We start from the raw sequence: 14,053 nt of genomic DNA, 5'->3' as shown, positions 1-14,053 counted from the left end.
GGCCGCTATCGCCCCTCCCCCCTTTCGCAAACGCGAAAAACACTGTATGAGCCCGCCAAACGTAATTGGCGCTTTCCCTTGAACGTAGCGCCTCAGCCTCAGAGATTTGAAACATATGGCACTTCGCAACATCGCGATTATCGCTCACGTTGACCATGGCAAAACGACCCTGGTGGACGAGCTCCTGAAACAGTCCGGCTCGTTTCGTGAGAACCAGCGCGTTGCAGAACGCGTGATGGATTCGAACGACCTTGAAAAGGAGCGCGGCATCACCATTCTCGCCAAGGCGACCTCGGTCGAGTGGAAGGGTGTCCGCATCAACATCGTCGACACCCCGGGCCACGCCGATTTCGGCGGCGAAGTTGAGCGCATTCTCTCGATGGTGGACGGCGCGATCGTGCTGGTCGATGCTTCGGAAGGTCCGATGCCGCAGACGAAGTTCGTTGTCGGCAAGGCGCTGAAGGTCGGTCTTCGTCCCATCGTCGCGATCAACAAGATCGACCGTCCGGACGGCCGCCACGAGGAAGTGATCAACGAAGTCTTCGACCTGTTTGCAAACCTCGACGCGACCGACGAACAGCTCGACTTCCCGATCCTTTACGGTTCTGGCCGTGACGGCTGGATGAACGTCAACCCGGAAGGTCCGAAGGATCAGGGCCTCGCACCGCTTCTCGACCTCGTGCTCGAGCATGTTCCGGAGCCGACCGTTCACGAAGGTCCGTTCACGATGATCGGCACGATCCTCGAAGCCAACCCCTTCCTCGGCCGTATCATCACCGGCCGCATCAATTCCGGTTCGATCAAGCCGAACCAGCCGGTCAAGGTTCTGCATGCCGACGGCAAGACGATCGAGACCGGCCGCATCTCCAAGATCCTCGCTTTCCGCGGTATCGAGCGTCAGCCGATCGAAGAGGCGCATGCAGGCGATATCATCGCGATCGCCGGCCTCTCTAAGGGCACGGTTGCCGATACTTTCTGCGACCCGTCGATCACCGAGCCGCTGCAGGCCCAGCCGATCGATCCGCCGACGGTCACCATGTCCTTCATCGTCAACGATAGCCCCTATGCCGGCACAGAAGGCGACAAGGTCACCTCGCGCGTCATCCGTGACCGTCTGTTCAAGGAAGCTGAAGGCAACGTTGCGCTGAAGATCGAAGAATCCTCCGAAAAGGATTCGTTCTTCGTATCCGGCCGCGGCGAATTGCAGCTTGCGGTTCTGATCGAGACAATGCGCCGCGAAGGCTTCGAGCTGGCCGTTTCGCGTCCGCGCGTCGTCATGCACAAGGACGAAGCAACGGGCGAGATGCTCGAGCCGATCGAAGAAGTCGTCATCGACGTCGATGAAGAGCATTCGGGCGTCGTGGTGCAGAAGATGTCGGAGCGCAAGGCCGAAATGGTCGAGCTGCGCCCGTCGGGCGGCAACCGCGTCCGTCTTGTCTTCTTCGCACCGACCCGCGGCCTGATCGGCTACCAGTCAGAACTGCTCACCGATACGCGCGGCACGGCCGTGATGAACCGCCTCTTCCACGACTATCAGCCGTACAAGGGTGAGATCGGCGGCCGCGTCAACGGCGTGTTGCTTGCCAACGACTCCGGCGAAGCTGTGGCCTATGCTCTCTTCAATCTGGAAGACCGCGGTCCGATGATCATCGACGCCGGCGAAAAGGTCTATGCCGGCATGATCATCGGCATTCACAGCAGAGACAACGACCTCGAAGTGAACGTGCTGAAGGGCAAGAAGCTGACGAACATCCGCGCCGCCGGCAAGGACGAAGCCGTCAAGCTCACGCCGCCGATCCGCATGACGCTCGACCGCGCGCTGTCCTGGATCCAGGATGACGAGCTGGTCGAAGTGACGCCGAAGTCGATCCGTCTGCGCAAGATGTATCTCGACCCGAACGAGCGTAAGCGTTTCGAAAAGGCACGCTACGCCTAAGCGATTCTAATTGCTGACATTTCAAACCCCGGCCTGGTGCCGGGGTTTTTTATTGTGCGGCGCGCTGATTCCGTCTTGTGACAATCGTTAAAAAAGCGTTAAATTTTGCTCATCGTCCACATGTTAAGTCTGTGGGCAAACGGCCGAAACGCATCATCGCGTATGGTTAATTGCCTGCTGGAAGACCAGAGTAAGCGTTATGAAGACGTTGTCGATCGATGTCCGGCGGGCAGAACCGCATGATGCCCGAGCCATTTCCGAGGTGCATCGCCTCGCCTGGCAGCACACTTATGCCGGGATCATTCCGCATCGCGCTCTGACGCAGATGATCGAACGCCGGGGCGAGAACTGGTGGCGCAAGGCGACGCGCGGCCCGGCAACCCTCCTCGTTCTCGATGTCGCCGGCACGGTCGCAGGTTATGCCACACTTGGCCTCAATCGGGCCCGAGCGCTGCCGCAGGAAGGCGAGATCTACGAGCTCTATCTTCGTCCGGAGTACCAGGGCATCGGTCTTGGGCGCATGCTGTTCGGCGAGGCTCGGCGACTCCTGAAATCACTCGGCTGCAAGGGACTGGTGGTCTGGTGCCTGGAGGAAAACGAAAATGCCAGCCAGTTCTATCGTGGCCATGGCGGCGTTGACTTCTGCGAAGGCATGGAAAGCTTCGACCACAGGCAGCTGAAGAAAATCGGCTTCATCTGGAACTGAAAAGCCCAGCCTCCTCTTTTGAAACAGCGCTGCACCGCTTTGAAGCGCCTGCTGAAAATGGGCGCCCTGCTCCTCGATATTGCAGATGAATCTCGAACATCCCGAACACGCAATGTTGCGTTGCGGGATGAAACGGACTATTTGGCTGCGAACAATTCACCTCGTGGGAGTTTTCGTATGCGCATCGACGCCATTTCCATCGGCAAGAATCCTCCGGAAGATGTCAACGTCATCGTTGAAGTTCCGGTCGGCGGTCACCCCATCAAGTATGAAATGGACAAGGAAGCCGGCACGCTGGTCGTCGACCGCTTCCTCTACACGCCGATGACCTATCCGGGCAACTACGGCTTCGTGCCGCATACGCTTTCGGAAGACGGCGATCCGATCGATGTCCTAATCGCCAGCACGCGTCCGCTGGTTCCGGGCTGCGTCATTAATGTCCGCCCGATCGGTGTTTTGAAGATGGAAGACAATTCGGGCAAGGACGAGAAGATCATCGCCGTCCCGTCGCCGGCGCTTACGCTGCGCTACGAGAAGGTGAGGGACTACACCGACCTTCCTGAGATTACCTTGAAGCAGATCGAACACTTCTTCGAGCACTACAAGGACCTGGAGCCCGGCAAGTGGGTGAAGATTTTCGGCTGGGGCGATTCGAAGGAAGCCGGTCAGCTGATCCTCGAAGCCGTTGAGCGCGCCAAGAAGGCGACGTAAGCCGCTATAGCTTCAGAAGCTTTTCGAGCCTTTCCATCAAGTCCTCCGGACCGCCATCGATCCGGAGGACTTTTTTGCGCGATGTATCGCCTGACATCAATCGTATCGAGGATTTCGGAATGCCGAGCGCTTTGGACAGAAGCGCAATCAGCGCCTGGTTGGCTTTTCCCTTCTCAGGAATCGCTGCGACACGGATCTTAATGTGGCACTCGCCTTCGGCATCGGCCTCGATGCCATCGATCGCGTCGCGCCCGCCATTCGGGGTCAACCGAACGGCGAGGCGTATATGATTATCGAATATCTTCCAGGCGGAGTTCACGCCACCAGCGGGAAGATGGTGTTCCACATCAGGGAGCGCAGGAAGAAGATAATCAGCAGCAGAATGATCGGCGAAATGTCGATGCCGCCGAGATTCGGCAGCAGCCGGCGAATCGGCCGCAGCAGCGGCTCGGTGACATTATAGAGGAACATGCCGACCGAATTGACGAACTGGTTCGAGGAATTGATGACGTTGAAGGCGTAAAGCCAGGAGAAAATGGCACTCGCAATCAGCACCCAAGTATAAAGATTCAAAGCCAAATCAATGGTTTGAAAGAGGGCAATCATCTTGGTCTCCAGTTCGTTGCTGACAGACATGTATCCATTGGCGGCTAAACGGGCAAGTGCCGCGTGAAAACCCGCGGCGAATCATGCTTGGCGAACCCGCCCGTTCATGCGTCCGGCTTTTTCGCAGCAGATAACGAGCAGCGCAATGGGGAAGCAGAAGCGCTTGGTCTCAAGTGGATTGCTGCGCGCCTATGCAGACAGCGCAGCTATAGAGCCCGGTACGGCCTTTGCCGTCTTGCCTTCAAAGACGATATCGAGAAATTCGGTCAGCCACGCCTTGAGCGGTGCATCGAAGAGCATGCGGCCCTCCAGATGTTCCCGTCCCTGCTGCGCGTTCGGCAGAATGAAGCGGTGGGCGCCGTGGACGACCCAGCGATGCATCATCACGCGGGTGAGCTCTGCGTGGAATTGCAGTGCCCAGGCGTTGCCGTTGTAGCGAAAGGCCTGGTTGGGATAGGTATCGCCTTCCGCAAGCAAATGGGCGCCGTGCGGCAGATCGAAGCCCTCGCGATGGAAATGGTAGACCATCTTCGGCCAGTGCATCAGCAGCCGGCCCTTTTCGGTCGGGCGGAGGGGATACCAGCCGATTTCGGTCGAGCCGTCGGCATTCGACTGCACCTTGCCGCCAAGATGGCGCACCAGCATCTGCGCTCCAAGGCAGATGCCGAGGAACGGGCGGTTTTCCTTGAGTGGAATGTCCAGCCAGTTGATCTCGCTCTTTATGAATTCGTCTGGATCGTTTGCACTCATCGGTCCGCCGAAGACGACCGAACCGGCATGGTTCTCCAGCGTAGTGGGCAGCTTATCGCCCAGAACCGGGCGGCGGATGTCGAGGTTATAGCCCTTGTCGGCCAGGAGCTGGCCGACGCGGCCGGGGCTGGAGCGTTCCTGGTGCAGGATGATCAGTATGGGGCGCTTGTCACGTTTGATTGGACGGTCAATCGGCATCGTCTTGCACCACCACCGTATCGGTCACGCGTGCGGCTGCCTCCTGACGTTTCTGGATGCGCTCGCGGGAGGAAACACCCAAGAGATCGGCGATCCGCCAAATGACGTGGTCCTCCATCTCGCTGCGTTCGCCGTCGGCATAGACGATGTCCCAGAGAATGCCGATGAGTTCCAGACGCTGCTCGGTATCGAGATGGCGTTTCAGGTCGGAGGTGAAGCGGTAATAGTCGACGGCACTGCTCTCCGCTTCCTGGCCAGCCGCAATCACTGCCTCCAGCGGCTTTCCGTCAAGGCCGTATTGCTCCTTGAGCAGCTTGCGGAGCCGCTTCTTTTCGCTGTCCTTGATCTTACCATCCGCTTCCATCACTTGCATGCAGAGAGCGGCAACGGCAATGCGGGGATCGTCAGGACTAAAACCCTTCTTGGGGTTGTTTGCAGTGAGATTTTGGAAGAATGCCTGAAAACGTTCGAACATGCGGATTTCATTCCATTTCAGAAAAGGCGGAGTCGTGTCTTGGGTTCCGGTTCCGCCTTCATGTTGCGAACGCCAGGGTCGTCCGGCATTCCATAAAAGGGTTTCGGCTCTGGCTGTGCGGTAACCGGCTCTGGCTGTTTGGAGGCCGTCGCGGGCAAGCCAGGCTTCGGTGCGGCAGCAGGAGCCGGCCGAGCGGCCTCTGCAATCGTCGCGGCGCGCTCCAGTTCAATGATGCGGTGATCGTTGGCCGGGCTTTCTGGCCGTGTCTCGCGAACGGGCGGCAAGGTCTTCAGCGCGGTATCGATCGAGACGGCGGAGCCGTCCTCGATCGGTCCTTCAAGCTGACCGAAGGGCGCCTTCCATTCGAAGGCGTCGAGACGGCCGGTGACGGGTGAGACGGGAAGCCATTTGTCGGAAACGAAGCCGTCGGCCACCCAGGCCGGATCGCGCGGCGCCTTCAGCGCCTGCGCCAGCCAGTGACGTACACGGCCTTGGTCGCCACTCTCGGCTTCCTCGATATCAGCAAGCAGCAGGAAGGCCGCTTCACGCGGCTGCATGCGCGCTGCCGCTTCGGCCTTGGCCCGGGCCTTGGCGAAATCCTGCGCATCGAGAGCCGCCTGTGCGACCACGAGCAGGGATTCGACGTTGTTGGGGCGCAGGGCTTCCAGCCGTTCGGCTCGCTTCAGGCGATCGACGGTGGAATCGCCGCTTCGGGCAAGCACATAGGTGCGGCCGATCTCGGGGTGTGGCCCTGCCTTCCAGGCCTGCTCGAGGATCGAGGCGGCCTTGCGCAGCTTGTCCTCACGGAAAAGCGCCTTGGCGGCAATGATCGCGGCCGGTTCGAAATCGGCAATGAGCTTCAGCGCATGCATCGCGTCGTCGCGCGCACCGGCCGGATCGCCTTCGAGCTTGTCACCGGCGCGAGCCGTCAGCAGAACACCGCGCAAGCGTTCCGCATCCTGCTTTTCGACGACACGCGCGGCCTTCTGTTGCTCAAGAAGCAGGATGGCGTCGTCCCAGCGGCCGGCCTGGCTGCGGTATTCGAGCGTCGCCTGTGCTGCCCAGGGCAGATAGGGCGCGTTGTCGGCTGCCTTTTCGGCATATTGGCGTGCGGCCTCGTTGGCGCCGAGGCGCTTGGCCTCGAGATAGAGCCCGCGAAGGCCGAGTTCACGCGTTTCCGGATCGTTGGCCATCGCTTCGAACTTGGCACGGGCTTCGTCATGCCGGCCCTCGATCAAGGCCGCCTGTGCTTCGAGCAGGTTGATCAGCGGCTCCTGATCAGCGCGGATGAGGCCGCGGGACCGGGCTGCCATCTTGCGGGCAAGCAGGGCATTGCCGGCGCCGGCGGCGATAAGGCCGGTCGAGAGGGACTGATAGCCGCGATCACGCTTGCGGGCGCGAAAATAGCGGGTCACGGAATGGGGCGACGTCCAGACCGTGCGGACCAGCCACCAGGCGAGCATGACAACAGCAATCAGTGCGATAAGGCCGCTTGCCGCGACGATCAGCTTTGCCTGATAAAGCCGGCCTTCCCACACCAGCGAGAGATCGCCGGGGCGATCGGCAAGCCAGGAGAAGCCGTAGCCGAGAACGACGACGAGGATGACGAAGACGACGAGGCGGATCATCGATCAACCCTCCTTGCCGGCGCCAGAAATGGCCTTGGAGAGCGCACCACCCACCAGTTCCTCGACGCGGATGCGGGCTTCCAATGATTGTTTGAAGGCGGCGGAAGCCTGCTTTGCGTTCGAGGGCAAGCCGTTCCATTCGTTGGCAGCGCCCGGCAGGTCGCCGTTCTTCACCTTGTCTTCCATACGCGCCGCAATGGCCTCGACACTTTCGCCCTCGATGTTGCCGACAGGGCGCACGGTGACGAGCGACTTGGCACTCGCCATCAGCCGGTCCGACCAGCTCTGGTTCGGATCCGCTTGGTTGACGGATTGGATGATGGCGGTCGCGACGTCGGGAACCTGGCGGATCAGTTCGGCGCGCGAGGGCACGCCGGTTTCGGCGAAATTACGGAGGTCGGCGACGGCGGGGTCGTCCGGCGAAACGCCGGCGAAAGTATCGAGCTCGGCCATGAAAGGTCCGCCGCGGTCGATCGCTGCCTTGAGGGCCGCAGCGGCGATCGCCTGCGCAACGGCTACATCCTGGCGTGGTTCGTTGAGCTTCTTCTCTGCTTCCTCCAGCCGCTTGATAATGTCGGCGCCGCTCGACGCCCGCTCTTCGGAGGTTTGAGAGAGAGATGTGCGCAACTGTTCCAACTGAGTGGCCAAATCCGCGACCTTTTGGTTCAGCGCCTCGACCTCCGGGGTGTCTACTGGCCCCGTCGCGGCAGGCGTCTTTGCCGCCGTTTCTAGAGCAGCGACACGCTTGTCGAGCGCGTCGTCGCTGGTGCTCGGCGCTGCGGCGAGGTTCGCGATCGATTGCTTGAGGCCGTCGATTTCAGCCGAAAGGCTGGCCGTTTCATCCAGCGCGGTCTGAGGTGCGGAAGACGTCGGAAGGTAGCCGGCATATTGGATCACGCCAGCACCCAAAAGGGCAACGAGGCCGCCGAAAATACCGGCGGCGATCAGACCCGACGTCGTTGCGCCGCGTGGCTTTTGCCGGAGCGGCTCGGGGTCCGTTGCCATTTCCGGCTGACGGGGCTCCTCCGAGGTAGCGTCGTGCTCGGCCGTCTCCTCAGCCGATGGTTCTTTTTCCGGATCGACGGATGCCTCTAGGCCGGTTGTCGCATTGTCTGCGTCGGGAGTGCCGGCGTCAGGGGCGTTTTCTTCGGATTTCTTCTCGGTATCGGCTGCTGCCGCAATTTCCTGCGCTTCCAGATCGATCGTGACCGGCTCGTCGGCGTTTTTCGAATGACGTGGCGGATTTCCCGATACCATGCGTACCTCATTTTCCTGCATTGCAACGAAACTAGTCAGTGATGCCAGTTATGGAAAGAGGTTAGATCAAATTTGGGCGCGTAAGGCCTTCAAAGAAGCGACAGAAGGCTTCCCTCATCCGGCAATGCTGCGATGCGAAGATTTCTGCCGAGTGAAGCCGGGACTGCCGCGGCAACGGATGTGCTGAGGCAAAGGATGATGGCCTGATTGAGCCAGGCGGGTTCCGATTGGACCTCGGCGAGACGGAAAAAACGCTCTGCGGTCTGGCGGGAATAAAGGAGTATGGCCTCCGGCGGCGGGGTCAATGCTTCTCGCAGGGCCACCGGATCAGGTTCTGCCGGATGCATCCGATAACACTCGACGACATCGACCTTTAGTCCCAGTGCGTGCGCGGTGCGCTCGAACGTCTTGGCGCGCGGCGAACCGGCGAGATAGGTGACAGATTCCCGCGTCTGCTCCGCGATCAACTCCGCCAGTCGCGCGCCATCGCCCGCCGAGGCTAAGACCGAAGCAAATCCCACCGCCTTGGCTTCGTTTGCGCTCGCTTCGCCAACAGCGAATACCGGCCGGCGGCGATAAGGCTTGACGTCTGTTCCTGACGACGAGAGCGCACGGACAGCTTCCGCGCTTGTGATGGCGATAGGACCGTGGGTCCTTGCCAGCGCATCCATAGCGGTCTTGCCATCATGCAGGGGCTGCGAAAGCGGCAGCAATACGGGCTCATGCCCCTTGTCGCGCAACCTTTTGGCGGTTCGCTCCCCCGAACGCAGCGGCCGGGTGACGAGCACACGCATCGGGCGTCAGCTCCAGTCGTCGAAGAAGCTGCTGCCAGCACGGGCGCGGATGTCTTGTCCGGCGCGCGTGCCGAGCGCTGCGGCATCGCGCCGATTGCCATCGATGGTGACCGAGTGCTGGTTGCGACCATCCGGCGTGATGATCAGGCCAAAGAACTTGATCCGATCGCCTTCGCAAATCGCATATCCGCCGATCGGCGTGCGGCAGGAGCCGTCGAGCGCCGCAAGGAAAGCGCGCTCACACGAGACGGCGTCGTGGGTCGCGGGGTCGTTGATGGCGGCCAGCAGATCATCGGTGCGCTGATCGCCAATACGGCTTTCGATGCAGATCGCGCCTTGCGCGGGAGCCGGCGGGAAGGTGTCGGGATCGAGGATGTCGGTAATCACGTCGACCTTGCCAAGACGCTTCAGGCCTGCGACCGCCAACAGCGTCGCATCGACCTGGCCTTCATCCAGCTTGCGCAGGCGGGTTTCCACAGCGCCCCGGAAGGTTATCACTTTGACATCCGGGCGCATGCGGCGGATCAGAGCCTGTCGGCGCAGCGATGCCGACCCGACCGTTGCGCCATGCGGCAGCTCGATCAGTTTTGGCGCCGTGCGGCCGATTACCGCATCGCGGATGTCTTCGCGCGGCAGATAGGCCGAGAGATGAAGCCCTTCCGGCAACACCGTCGGCATGTCCTTTGCGGAATGGACGGCCAAATCGAGGTCGCCGCTTGCAAGCTTTTCTTCCAGTTCCTGGGTGAAAAGACCCTTGCCGCCGATCTCGGCAAGCGCACGGTCGGTAATGCGGTCACCTTTCGTGGTCAGCACAACGATCTCGAACATTTCCTCCGGCATTCCGTGCGCCGCCATCAGCCGATCGCGCGCTTCGTGAGCCTGAGCAAGGGCCAGCGGGCTGCCCCGCGTTCCGATCCGGAAAGGTTTTGTTTGCATCCGCTTCGATCCGTTGTTACCGGAAGTTCTCGTAACCGGGTTTTATACCCATCGCAATCAACGACAGGCTTCATGGCTCCCTTTCTACGCATCCTCGGCATCGAAACAAGCTGCGACGAGACCGCCGCGGCGGTGGTCGAGCGCGATGCGGACGGGCGTTCGAATGTGCTTTCCGACGTCGTCTTGAGCCAATTGGACGAGCATAGCGCCTATGGTGGCGTGGTGCCAGAGATAGCCGCGCGTGCCCATGTCGAGGCACTCGATACGCTGATTAACGAGGCGTTGCAGCGCGCCGATGTGTCGCTCTGCGAAGTCGATGCGATCGCTGTGACCTCCGGACCTGGATTGATCGGCGGGCTGCTCGTCGGACTGATGACCGGCAAGGCGATCGCCAAGGCCGCCGGCAAGCCGCTTTATGCCGTGAACCATCTCGAGGGCCATGCGCTGACGGCGCGGCTGACGGACGGGCTTTCCTTTCCCTATCTGATGCTGCTTGTGTCGGGCGGTCATACGCAGCTTATCCTCGTGCGCGGCATTGGCCAATACGAACGCTGGGGAACGACGATCGACGATGCGCTGGGCGAGGCGTTCGACAAGACGGCGAAGCTGCTCGGGCTGCCTTATCCCGGCGGACCCCAGGTGGAGGAGGCAGCGAAGACGGGTAACCCGGACCGCTTCGATTTCCCGCGGCCGCTCGTCGGTGAAACGCGGCTCGATTTTTCCTTTTCGGGCTTGAAGACGGCGGTCCGGCAGGCCGCGACGGATATCGCGCCGCTGACGGAGCAGGATGTCGCCGATGTCTGCGCTTCATTTCAGAGGGCGATTTCGAGGACTCTGAAGGATCGCATCGGCCGTGGATTACAGCGGTTCAGGGCGGAGTTTGCGCATCTGGACGAGCAGCCGGCCCTGGTGGTCGCGGGCGGCGTCGCCGCCAACCTCGAAGTACGCGCCACGCTACAGGCGCTCTGTGATAAATACGCCTTCCGCTTCATCGCGCCGCCGCTGAGATTGTGCACCGACAATGCGGTGATGATTGCCTGGGCGGGGCTCGAGCGCATGGCGACAGGTGTTGCGCCGGATGATCTCGATGTGCAGCCGCGCTCGCGCTGGCCGTTGGATTCGAATGCGCAAGCGCTGATCAGCTACGGAAAGCGGGGAGCAAAGGCATGAGCGAACGGATTGCCGTCGTTGGCGCAGGCGCTTTCGGAACGGCGCTTGCCGCAGTCATTGCGCTCACCGGCCGCAGCCAGGTCACTCTCGTCGGCCGCGACCCTGCGCTGATGGCCGACCTGAAAGCCGAACGGCTGCATGATGCGGTTCTTCCCGGCATTGAGCTGCCGGAAGCACTGGAATTCTCGGCAGAACCCGATTCGATCGACGATGCCGATATCGTGCTTTTCGCCATGCCGTCGCAGGCGCAGGCGGATGCGGCCCGGCAGTATGGCCCTTATCTCGCCAAGGATGCGATCGTCGTAACCTGTGCCAAGGGCATCGAGCGGGCGACCGGCAACTTGTTGACAGACATGCTGGAGCGCGAATTGCCGCAGCATCGCGTCGCGGTGCTTTCGGGGCCGGGTTTTGCATCCGACATCGCCAAAGGACTGCCGACCGCTATGGTAATTGCGGCATCGGACGTGGCCGTTGCCGAGCGGCTGGCGCAGGCGATTTCGGGCAGGACGTTCCGGCTCTATCCGTCGTCCGACCGTATCGGCGTGCAGCTTGGTGGTGCGCTGAAGAATGTATTGGCGATCGCCTGTGGTATCGTCGAAGGCTGCGGCATCGGCGATTCTGCGCGCGCGGCGCTGATCGCGCGCGGGCTGGCGGAAATGTCGCGCCTCGTCGTTGCCAAGGGCGGGCAGGCGGATACGGTGCGCGGGCTTTCCGGGCTGGGCGATCTTGTCCTGACGGCAACGAGCCATCAGTCGCGCAACCTGCGCTTCGGCATTGCGCTTGGCCGCGGCGAAAAGGCCGATCCTTTGCAAGGCGAATTGGTGGAAGGTGCCTTTGCCGCGGCCGTCGCCTCGCGGCTGGCGGAAGAGCTCGGCATCGCGATGCCGATCACGGACGCCGTCTCGGCGATCATCGAAGGTAAACTCAGCATCCCCGAGGCCATCGAACAATTGATGACACGTCCGATCACGACCGAATAAGGAGACTGACATGCTATTTGCCCTTCTCTGCAAGGACAAGCCGGGGCACCTCAACACACGCATGGAAACACGCGCGGCGCATTTGGAATATCTGAACAAGCTGAATGCCGAAGGCACGCTCACCATGGCCGGACCGTTCCTCGACGGTGAAGGCAAGCCCTGCGGCAGCTTGGTCATGGTAAAGGCCGATACGGCGGAAGCCGCCAAGGCACTAGCCGATGCCGATCCCTATGCGAAGGCTGGTCTTTTCGAGAGTGTCGAGATCAAGTCCTTCAACTGGGTCTTCAACAATCCGGAGGCATAAGGGATGGCCCATTGGCTCTATAAATCCGAGCCTTCCTCCTGGTCCTGGGAGCAGCAGAAGGCCGCAGGCGAGAAAGGTACGGAGTGGACGGGGGTTCGCAATTATCTCGCCCGCAATAACATGCGCGCCATGCAGATCGGCGATAGAGGCTTCTTCTACCACTCGAATGACGGCCTGGAGATCGTCGGCATCGTCGAGGTCTGCGCATTGTCGCATCCGGATTCGACGGCGAAGGGCGACGATCGCTGGGATTGCGTCGACATCCGCGCTGTGCGCGATTTGCCCAAGCCCGTGACGCTGAAAGATGTCAAGGCGAATGAGAAACTTTCGAAGATGGCGCTGGTGACCTCGATGCGCCTTTCGGTCCAGCCGGTGACAGATGACGAGTGGCTCGAAGTCTGCCGCATGGGCGGCCTCGACAATCCGCCACGCTGACCGCATTGAAGACCGACCCGGAAATCTTCATCCGCGCCAATACGAAACTGATCACGCCGCCGCATGTGCCGGAGATCCGGTTGCATCTGGCGAACGAAGCTCATGAGCTTTGGCTTAAGACGGAGGAGGAGCTGGCGGAGATCGGCCTGCCACCGCCGTTCTGGGCCTTTGCCTGGGCGGGTGGCCAGGGACTTGCGCGTTATATTCTCGATCATCCGGAAACGGTGCGAACTAAGCACGTTTTCGATTTCGCAACAGGTTCGGGGATCGTCGCGATCGCGGCGAAGATGGCGGGTGCGGTGGCGGTAAAGGCGGCGGATATCGATCCATGGGCTGAAACGGCCGTGCGGCTCAATGCTGCTGCCAATGGGATCTCGGTTGATTTTAGCGGCGCCGATTTCGTCGGCAAGCCTGTCCATGCCGATATCGTCCTGGCGGGCGACGTGTTCTATGACCGCGTCTTTGCGGACGCCCTCGTTCCGTGGTTCGACCGGCTGGCCAGCGAAGGCAAGGAGGTTCTGGTCGGCGATCCGGGACGGGCCTATTTGCCAAAGGAGCGGCTGGAGTTTTGCGCCATCTACGAAGTGCCGGTAACGCGGGCGCTCGAAGATAGCGAGAACAAGAAGACGACGGTCTGGCGGTTCAAGGCCTGATGACGCAGACGCTGGCCTCGTAGCTGCAAGGATCGGCCTGCACGGCAACGTCGATCACTTTGGGCCCGGGTGCGAGCGACTCGGCCTGCGGCGCAGCGTAAAGTGCATAGCCGTCCGCACCGAAATAGGTGCCGCCTTCCGTTTCGTAAGCATAGGAGCCGGCGTAAGTGCCATTGTAATCATAGCGCAGACGCTGTGGCGATCTGGCGATAGCGCTGCGGATGCGGTAGCCGTTCGATGACGGCGAGAAATGCTTGAGGCGAACATAACGGTTATGGCCGTGGCCATGGTGGCGATGATGGCGATGATGACCGCCGAACCAGGGTTTGGCGCTGTTTGCCCACTTGGCGTTGTTTGCCCAATGGGTCACGCCACGATGATGCCCAGCACGCTCGCCCGCCGTGGCAGGAAGCGCAATCAGGGCACACAACACCAGCGCAAAGACTTTCGACAGACGCTGGAACATCAGACGCAACCTCCGGAAATCCGATCGTTAACAAATCGTTAACGCCAG

17 protein-coding genes are annotated in these 14,053 nt (G+C 61.1%); 8 read left to right on the top strand and 9 right to left on the bottom strand.

Features of this window, described 5'->3' with window-relative positions:
• Positions 1 to 115: 115 nt before the first annotated feature.
• The 3 genes from typA to ppa all read left to right on the top strand — a co-directional run bounded on the left by typA (position 116) and on the right by ppa (position 3,353).
• Complete coding sequence (gene typA, locus QA644_RS18100) at positions 116 to 1,936, top strand: translational GTPase TypA (protein ID WP_022717387.1); 1,821 nt, start codon at positions 116 to 118, stop codon at positions 1,934 to 1,936.
• Positions 1,937 to 2,135: 199 nt separating this feature from the next.
• The gene (locus QA644_RS18095; RefSeq protein ID WP_283069850.1) at positions 2,136 to 2,642 is read left to right on the top strand and encodes a GNAT family N-acetyltransferase; all 507 of its coding nucleotides are present in this window, start codon (positions 2,136 to 2,138) and stop codon (positions 2,640 to 2,642) included.
• Positions 2,643 to 2,819: 177 nt separating this feature from the next.
• Complete coding sequence (ppa, locus tag QA644_RS18090; protein ID WP_194728388.1) at positions 2,820 to 3,353, top strand: inorganic diphosphatase; 534 nt, start codon at positions 2,820 to 2,822, stop codon at positions 3,351 to 3,353.
• Between the two features lie 4 nt (positions 3,354 to 3,357).
• On the opposite strand, the gene QA644_RS18085 is transcribed toward ppa, so the two are convergent.
• From QA644_RS18085 to hemC, 8 genes are all read right to left on the bottom strand, one after another.
• Positions 3,358 to 3,672: a DUF167 domain-containing protein gene (locus QA644_RS18085; RefSeq protein WP_283069848.1), complete on the bottom strand. Its 315-nt coding sequence runs from the start codon at positions 3,670 to 3,672 to the stop codon at positions 3,358 to 3,360.
• The gene (locus QA644_RS18080) at positions 3,669 to 3,959 is read right to left on the bottom strand and encodes a YggT family protein (protein ID WP_028739981.1); all 291 of its coding nucleotides are present in this window, start codon (positions 3,957 to 3,959) and stop codon (positions 3,669 to 3,671) included. Before QA644_RS18080 ends, QA644_RS18085 begins: the two co-directional genes overlap by 4 nt.
• Before the next feature lie 189 nt (positions 3,960 to 4,148).
• Positions 4,149 to 4,907 (bottom strand): glutamine amidotransferase, encoded by a 759-nt coding sequence (locus tag QA644_RS18075; RefSeq protein ID WP_074069930.1) that lies wholly within the window; start codon positions 4,905 to 4,907, stop codon positions 4,149 to 4,151.
• The gene (locus QA644_RS18070; RefSeq protein ID WP_074069929.1) at positions 4,897 to 5,382 is read right to left on the bottom strand and encodes a TerB family tellurite resistance protein; all 486 of its coding nucleotides are present in this window, start codon (positions 5,380 to 5,382) and stop codon (positions 4,897 to 4,899) included. Before QA644_RS18070 ends, QA644_RS18075 begins: the two co-directional genes overlap by 11 nt.
• Before the next feature lie 17 nt (positions 5,383 to 5,399).
• Complete coding sequence (locus tag QA644_RS18065; protein ID WP_283069846.1) at positions 5,400 to 7,010, bottom strand: heme biosynthesis protein HemY; 1,611 nt, start codon at positions 7,008 to 7,010, stop codon at positions 5,400 to 5,402.
• A gap of 3 nt (positions 7,011 to 7,013) precedes the next feature.
• Positions 7,014 to 8,267 (bottom strand): mitofilin family membrane protein, encoded by a 1,254-nt coding sequence (locus tag QA644_RS18060; RefSeq protein WP_283069845.1) that lies wholly within the window; start codon positions 8,265 to 8,267, stop codon positions 7,014 to 7,016.
• A gap of 89 nt (positions 8,268 to 8,356) precedes the next feature.
• Positions 8,357 to 9,061: a uroporphyrinogen-III synthase gene (locus tag QA644_RS18055; protein WP_283069843.1), complete on the bottom strand. Its 705-nt coding sequence runs from the start codon at positions 9,059 to 9,061 to the stop codon at positions 8,357 to 8,359.
• A 6-nt stretch (positions 9,062 to 9,067) separates the two neighbouring features.
• Positions 9,068 to 9,997 (bottom strand): hydroxymethylbilane synthase, encoded by a 930-nt coding sequence (gene hemC / locus QA644_RS18050; RefSeq protein WP_283069841.1) that lies wholly within the window; start codon positions 9,995 to 9,997, stop codon positions 9,068 to 9,070.
• 72 nt (positions 9,998 to 10,069) lie between these two features.
• On the opposite strand from hemC, the gene tsaD reads away from it, so the two are divergent.
• From tsaD to QA644_RS18025, 5 genes are read left to right on the top strand one after another with little or no spacing between them, the layout of a single operon-like run.
• Complete coding sequence (gene tsaD / locus QA644_RS18045) at positions 10,070 to 11,167, top strand: tRNA (adenosine(37)-N6)-threonylcarbamoyltransferase complex transferase subunit TsaD (protein WP_283069840.1); 1,098 nt, start codon at positions 10,070 to 10,072, stop codon at positions 11,165 to 11,167.
• Positions 11,164 to 12,147: an NAD(P)H-dependent glycerol-3-phosphate dehydrogenase gene (locus tag QA644_RS18040; RefSeq protein ID WP_283069838.1), complete on the top strand. Its 984-nt coding sequence runs from the start codon at positions 11,164 to 11,166 to the stop codon at positions 12,145 to 12,147. The genes tsaD and QA644_RS18040 overlap by 4 nt, the downstream gene beginning before the upstream one ends.
• 10 nt (positions 12,148 to 12,157) lie before the next feature.
• On the top strand, positions 12,158 to 12,451 hold the full coding sequence (locus tag QA644_RS18035) for a YciI-like protein (RefSeq protein ID WP_283069836.1): 294 nt from the start codon (positions 12,158 to 12,160) through the stop codon (positions 12,449 to 12,451).
• 3 nt (positions 12,452 to 12,454) lie between these two features.
• Positions 12,455 to 12,886, top strand: a complete 432-nt coding sequence (locus QA644_RS18030; RefSeq protein WP_039846363.1) for an EVE domain-containing protein — start codon at positions 12,455 to 12,457, stop codon at positions 12,884 to 12,886.
• Positions 12,887 to 12,891: 5 nt separating this feature from the next.
• On the top strand, positions 12,892 to 13,539 hold the full coding sequence (locus tag QA644_RS18025) for a methyltransferase (RefSeq protein ID WP_283069833.1): 648 nt from the start codon (positions 12,892 to 12,894) through the stop codon (positions 13,537 to 13,539).
• Here the strand turns inward: QA644_RS18025 and QA644_RS18020 are convergent.
• Positions 13,529 to 14,005, bottom strand: coding sequence for a hypothetical protein (locus QA644_RS18020; protein ID WP_239596594.1), 477 nt, complete (start codon positions 14,003 to 14,005; stop codon positions 13,529 to 13,531). The genes QA644_RS18025 and QA644_RS18020 overlap by 11 nt on opposite strands.
• Between the last annotated feature and the right edge of the window lie 48 nt (positions 14,006 to 14,053).

Source organism: Rhizobium sp. CC1099, assembly GCF_029714385.1.
GTDB lineage: Bacteria > Pseudomonadota > Alphaproteobacteria > Rhizobiales > Rhizobiaceae > Rhizobium.
Note: the sequence above shows the minus strand (reverse complement) of the source record. Positions and strands in the feature narration are given on the sequence as shown.

Coding starts and splice junctions, on each gene's coding strand:
- QA644_RS18065 (WP_283069846.1), bottom strand. CDS start 7,010: ATGATCCGCCTCGTCGTCTTCGTCATCCTCGTCGTCGTTCTCGGCTAC.
- QA644_RS18095 (WP_283069850.1), top strand. CDS start 2,136: ATGAAGACGTTGTCGATCGATGTCCGGCGGGCAGAACCGCATGATGCC.
- QA644_RS18040 (WP_283069838.1), top strand. CDS start 11,164: ATGAGCGAACGGATTGCCGTCGTTGGCGCAGGCGCTTTCGGAACGGCG.
- QA644_RS18070 (WP_074069929.1), bottom strand. CDS start 5,382: ATGTTCGAACGTTTTCAGGCATTCTTCCAAAATCTCACTGCAAACAAC.
- hemC (WP_283069841.1), bottom strand. CDS start 9,997: ATGCAAACAAAACCTTTCCGGATCGGAACGCGGGGCAGCCCGCTGGCC.
- ppa (WP_194728388.1), top strand. CDS start 2,820: ATGCGCATCGACGCCATTTCCATCGGCAAGAATCCTCCGGAAGATGTC.
- QA644_RS18060 (WP_283069845.1), bottom strand. CDS start 8,267: ATGGTATCGGGAAATCCGCCACGTCATTCGAAAAACGCCGACGAGCCG.
- typA (WP_022717387.1), top strand. CDS start 116: ATGGCACTTCGCAACATCGCGATTATCGCTCACGTTGACCATGGCAAA.
- QA644_RS18035 (WP_283069836.1), top strand. CDS start 12,158: ATGCTATTTGCCCTTCTCTGCAAGGACAAGCCGGGGCACCTCAACACA.
- QA644_RS18030 (WP_039846363.1), top strand. CDS start 12,455: ATGGCCCATTGGCTCTATAAATCCGAGCCTTCCTCCTGGTCCTGGGAG.
- tsaD (WP_283069840.1), top strand. CDS start 10,070: ATGGCTCCCTTTCTACGCATCCTCGGCATCGAAACAAGCTGCGACGAG.
- QA644_RS18020 (WP_239596594.1), bottom strand. CDS start 14,005: ATGTTCCAGCGTCTGTCGAAAGTCTTTGCGCTGGTGTTGTGTGCCCTG.
- QA644_RS18055 (WP_283069843.1), bottom strand. CDS start 9,061: ATGCGTGTGCTCGTCACCCGGCCGCTGCGTTCGGGGGAGCGAACCGCC.
- QA644_RS18080 (WP_028739981.1), bottom strand. CDS start 3,959: ATGATTGCCCTCTTTCAAACCATTGATTTGGCTTTGAATCTTTATACT.
- QA644_RS18075 (WP_074069930.1), bottom strand. CDS start 4,907: ATGCCGATTGACCGTCCAATCAAACGTGACAAGCGCCCCATACTGATC.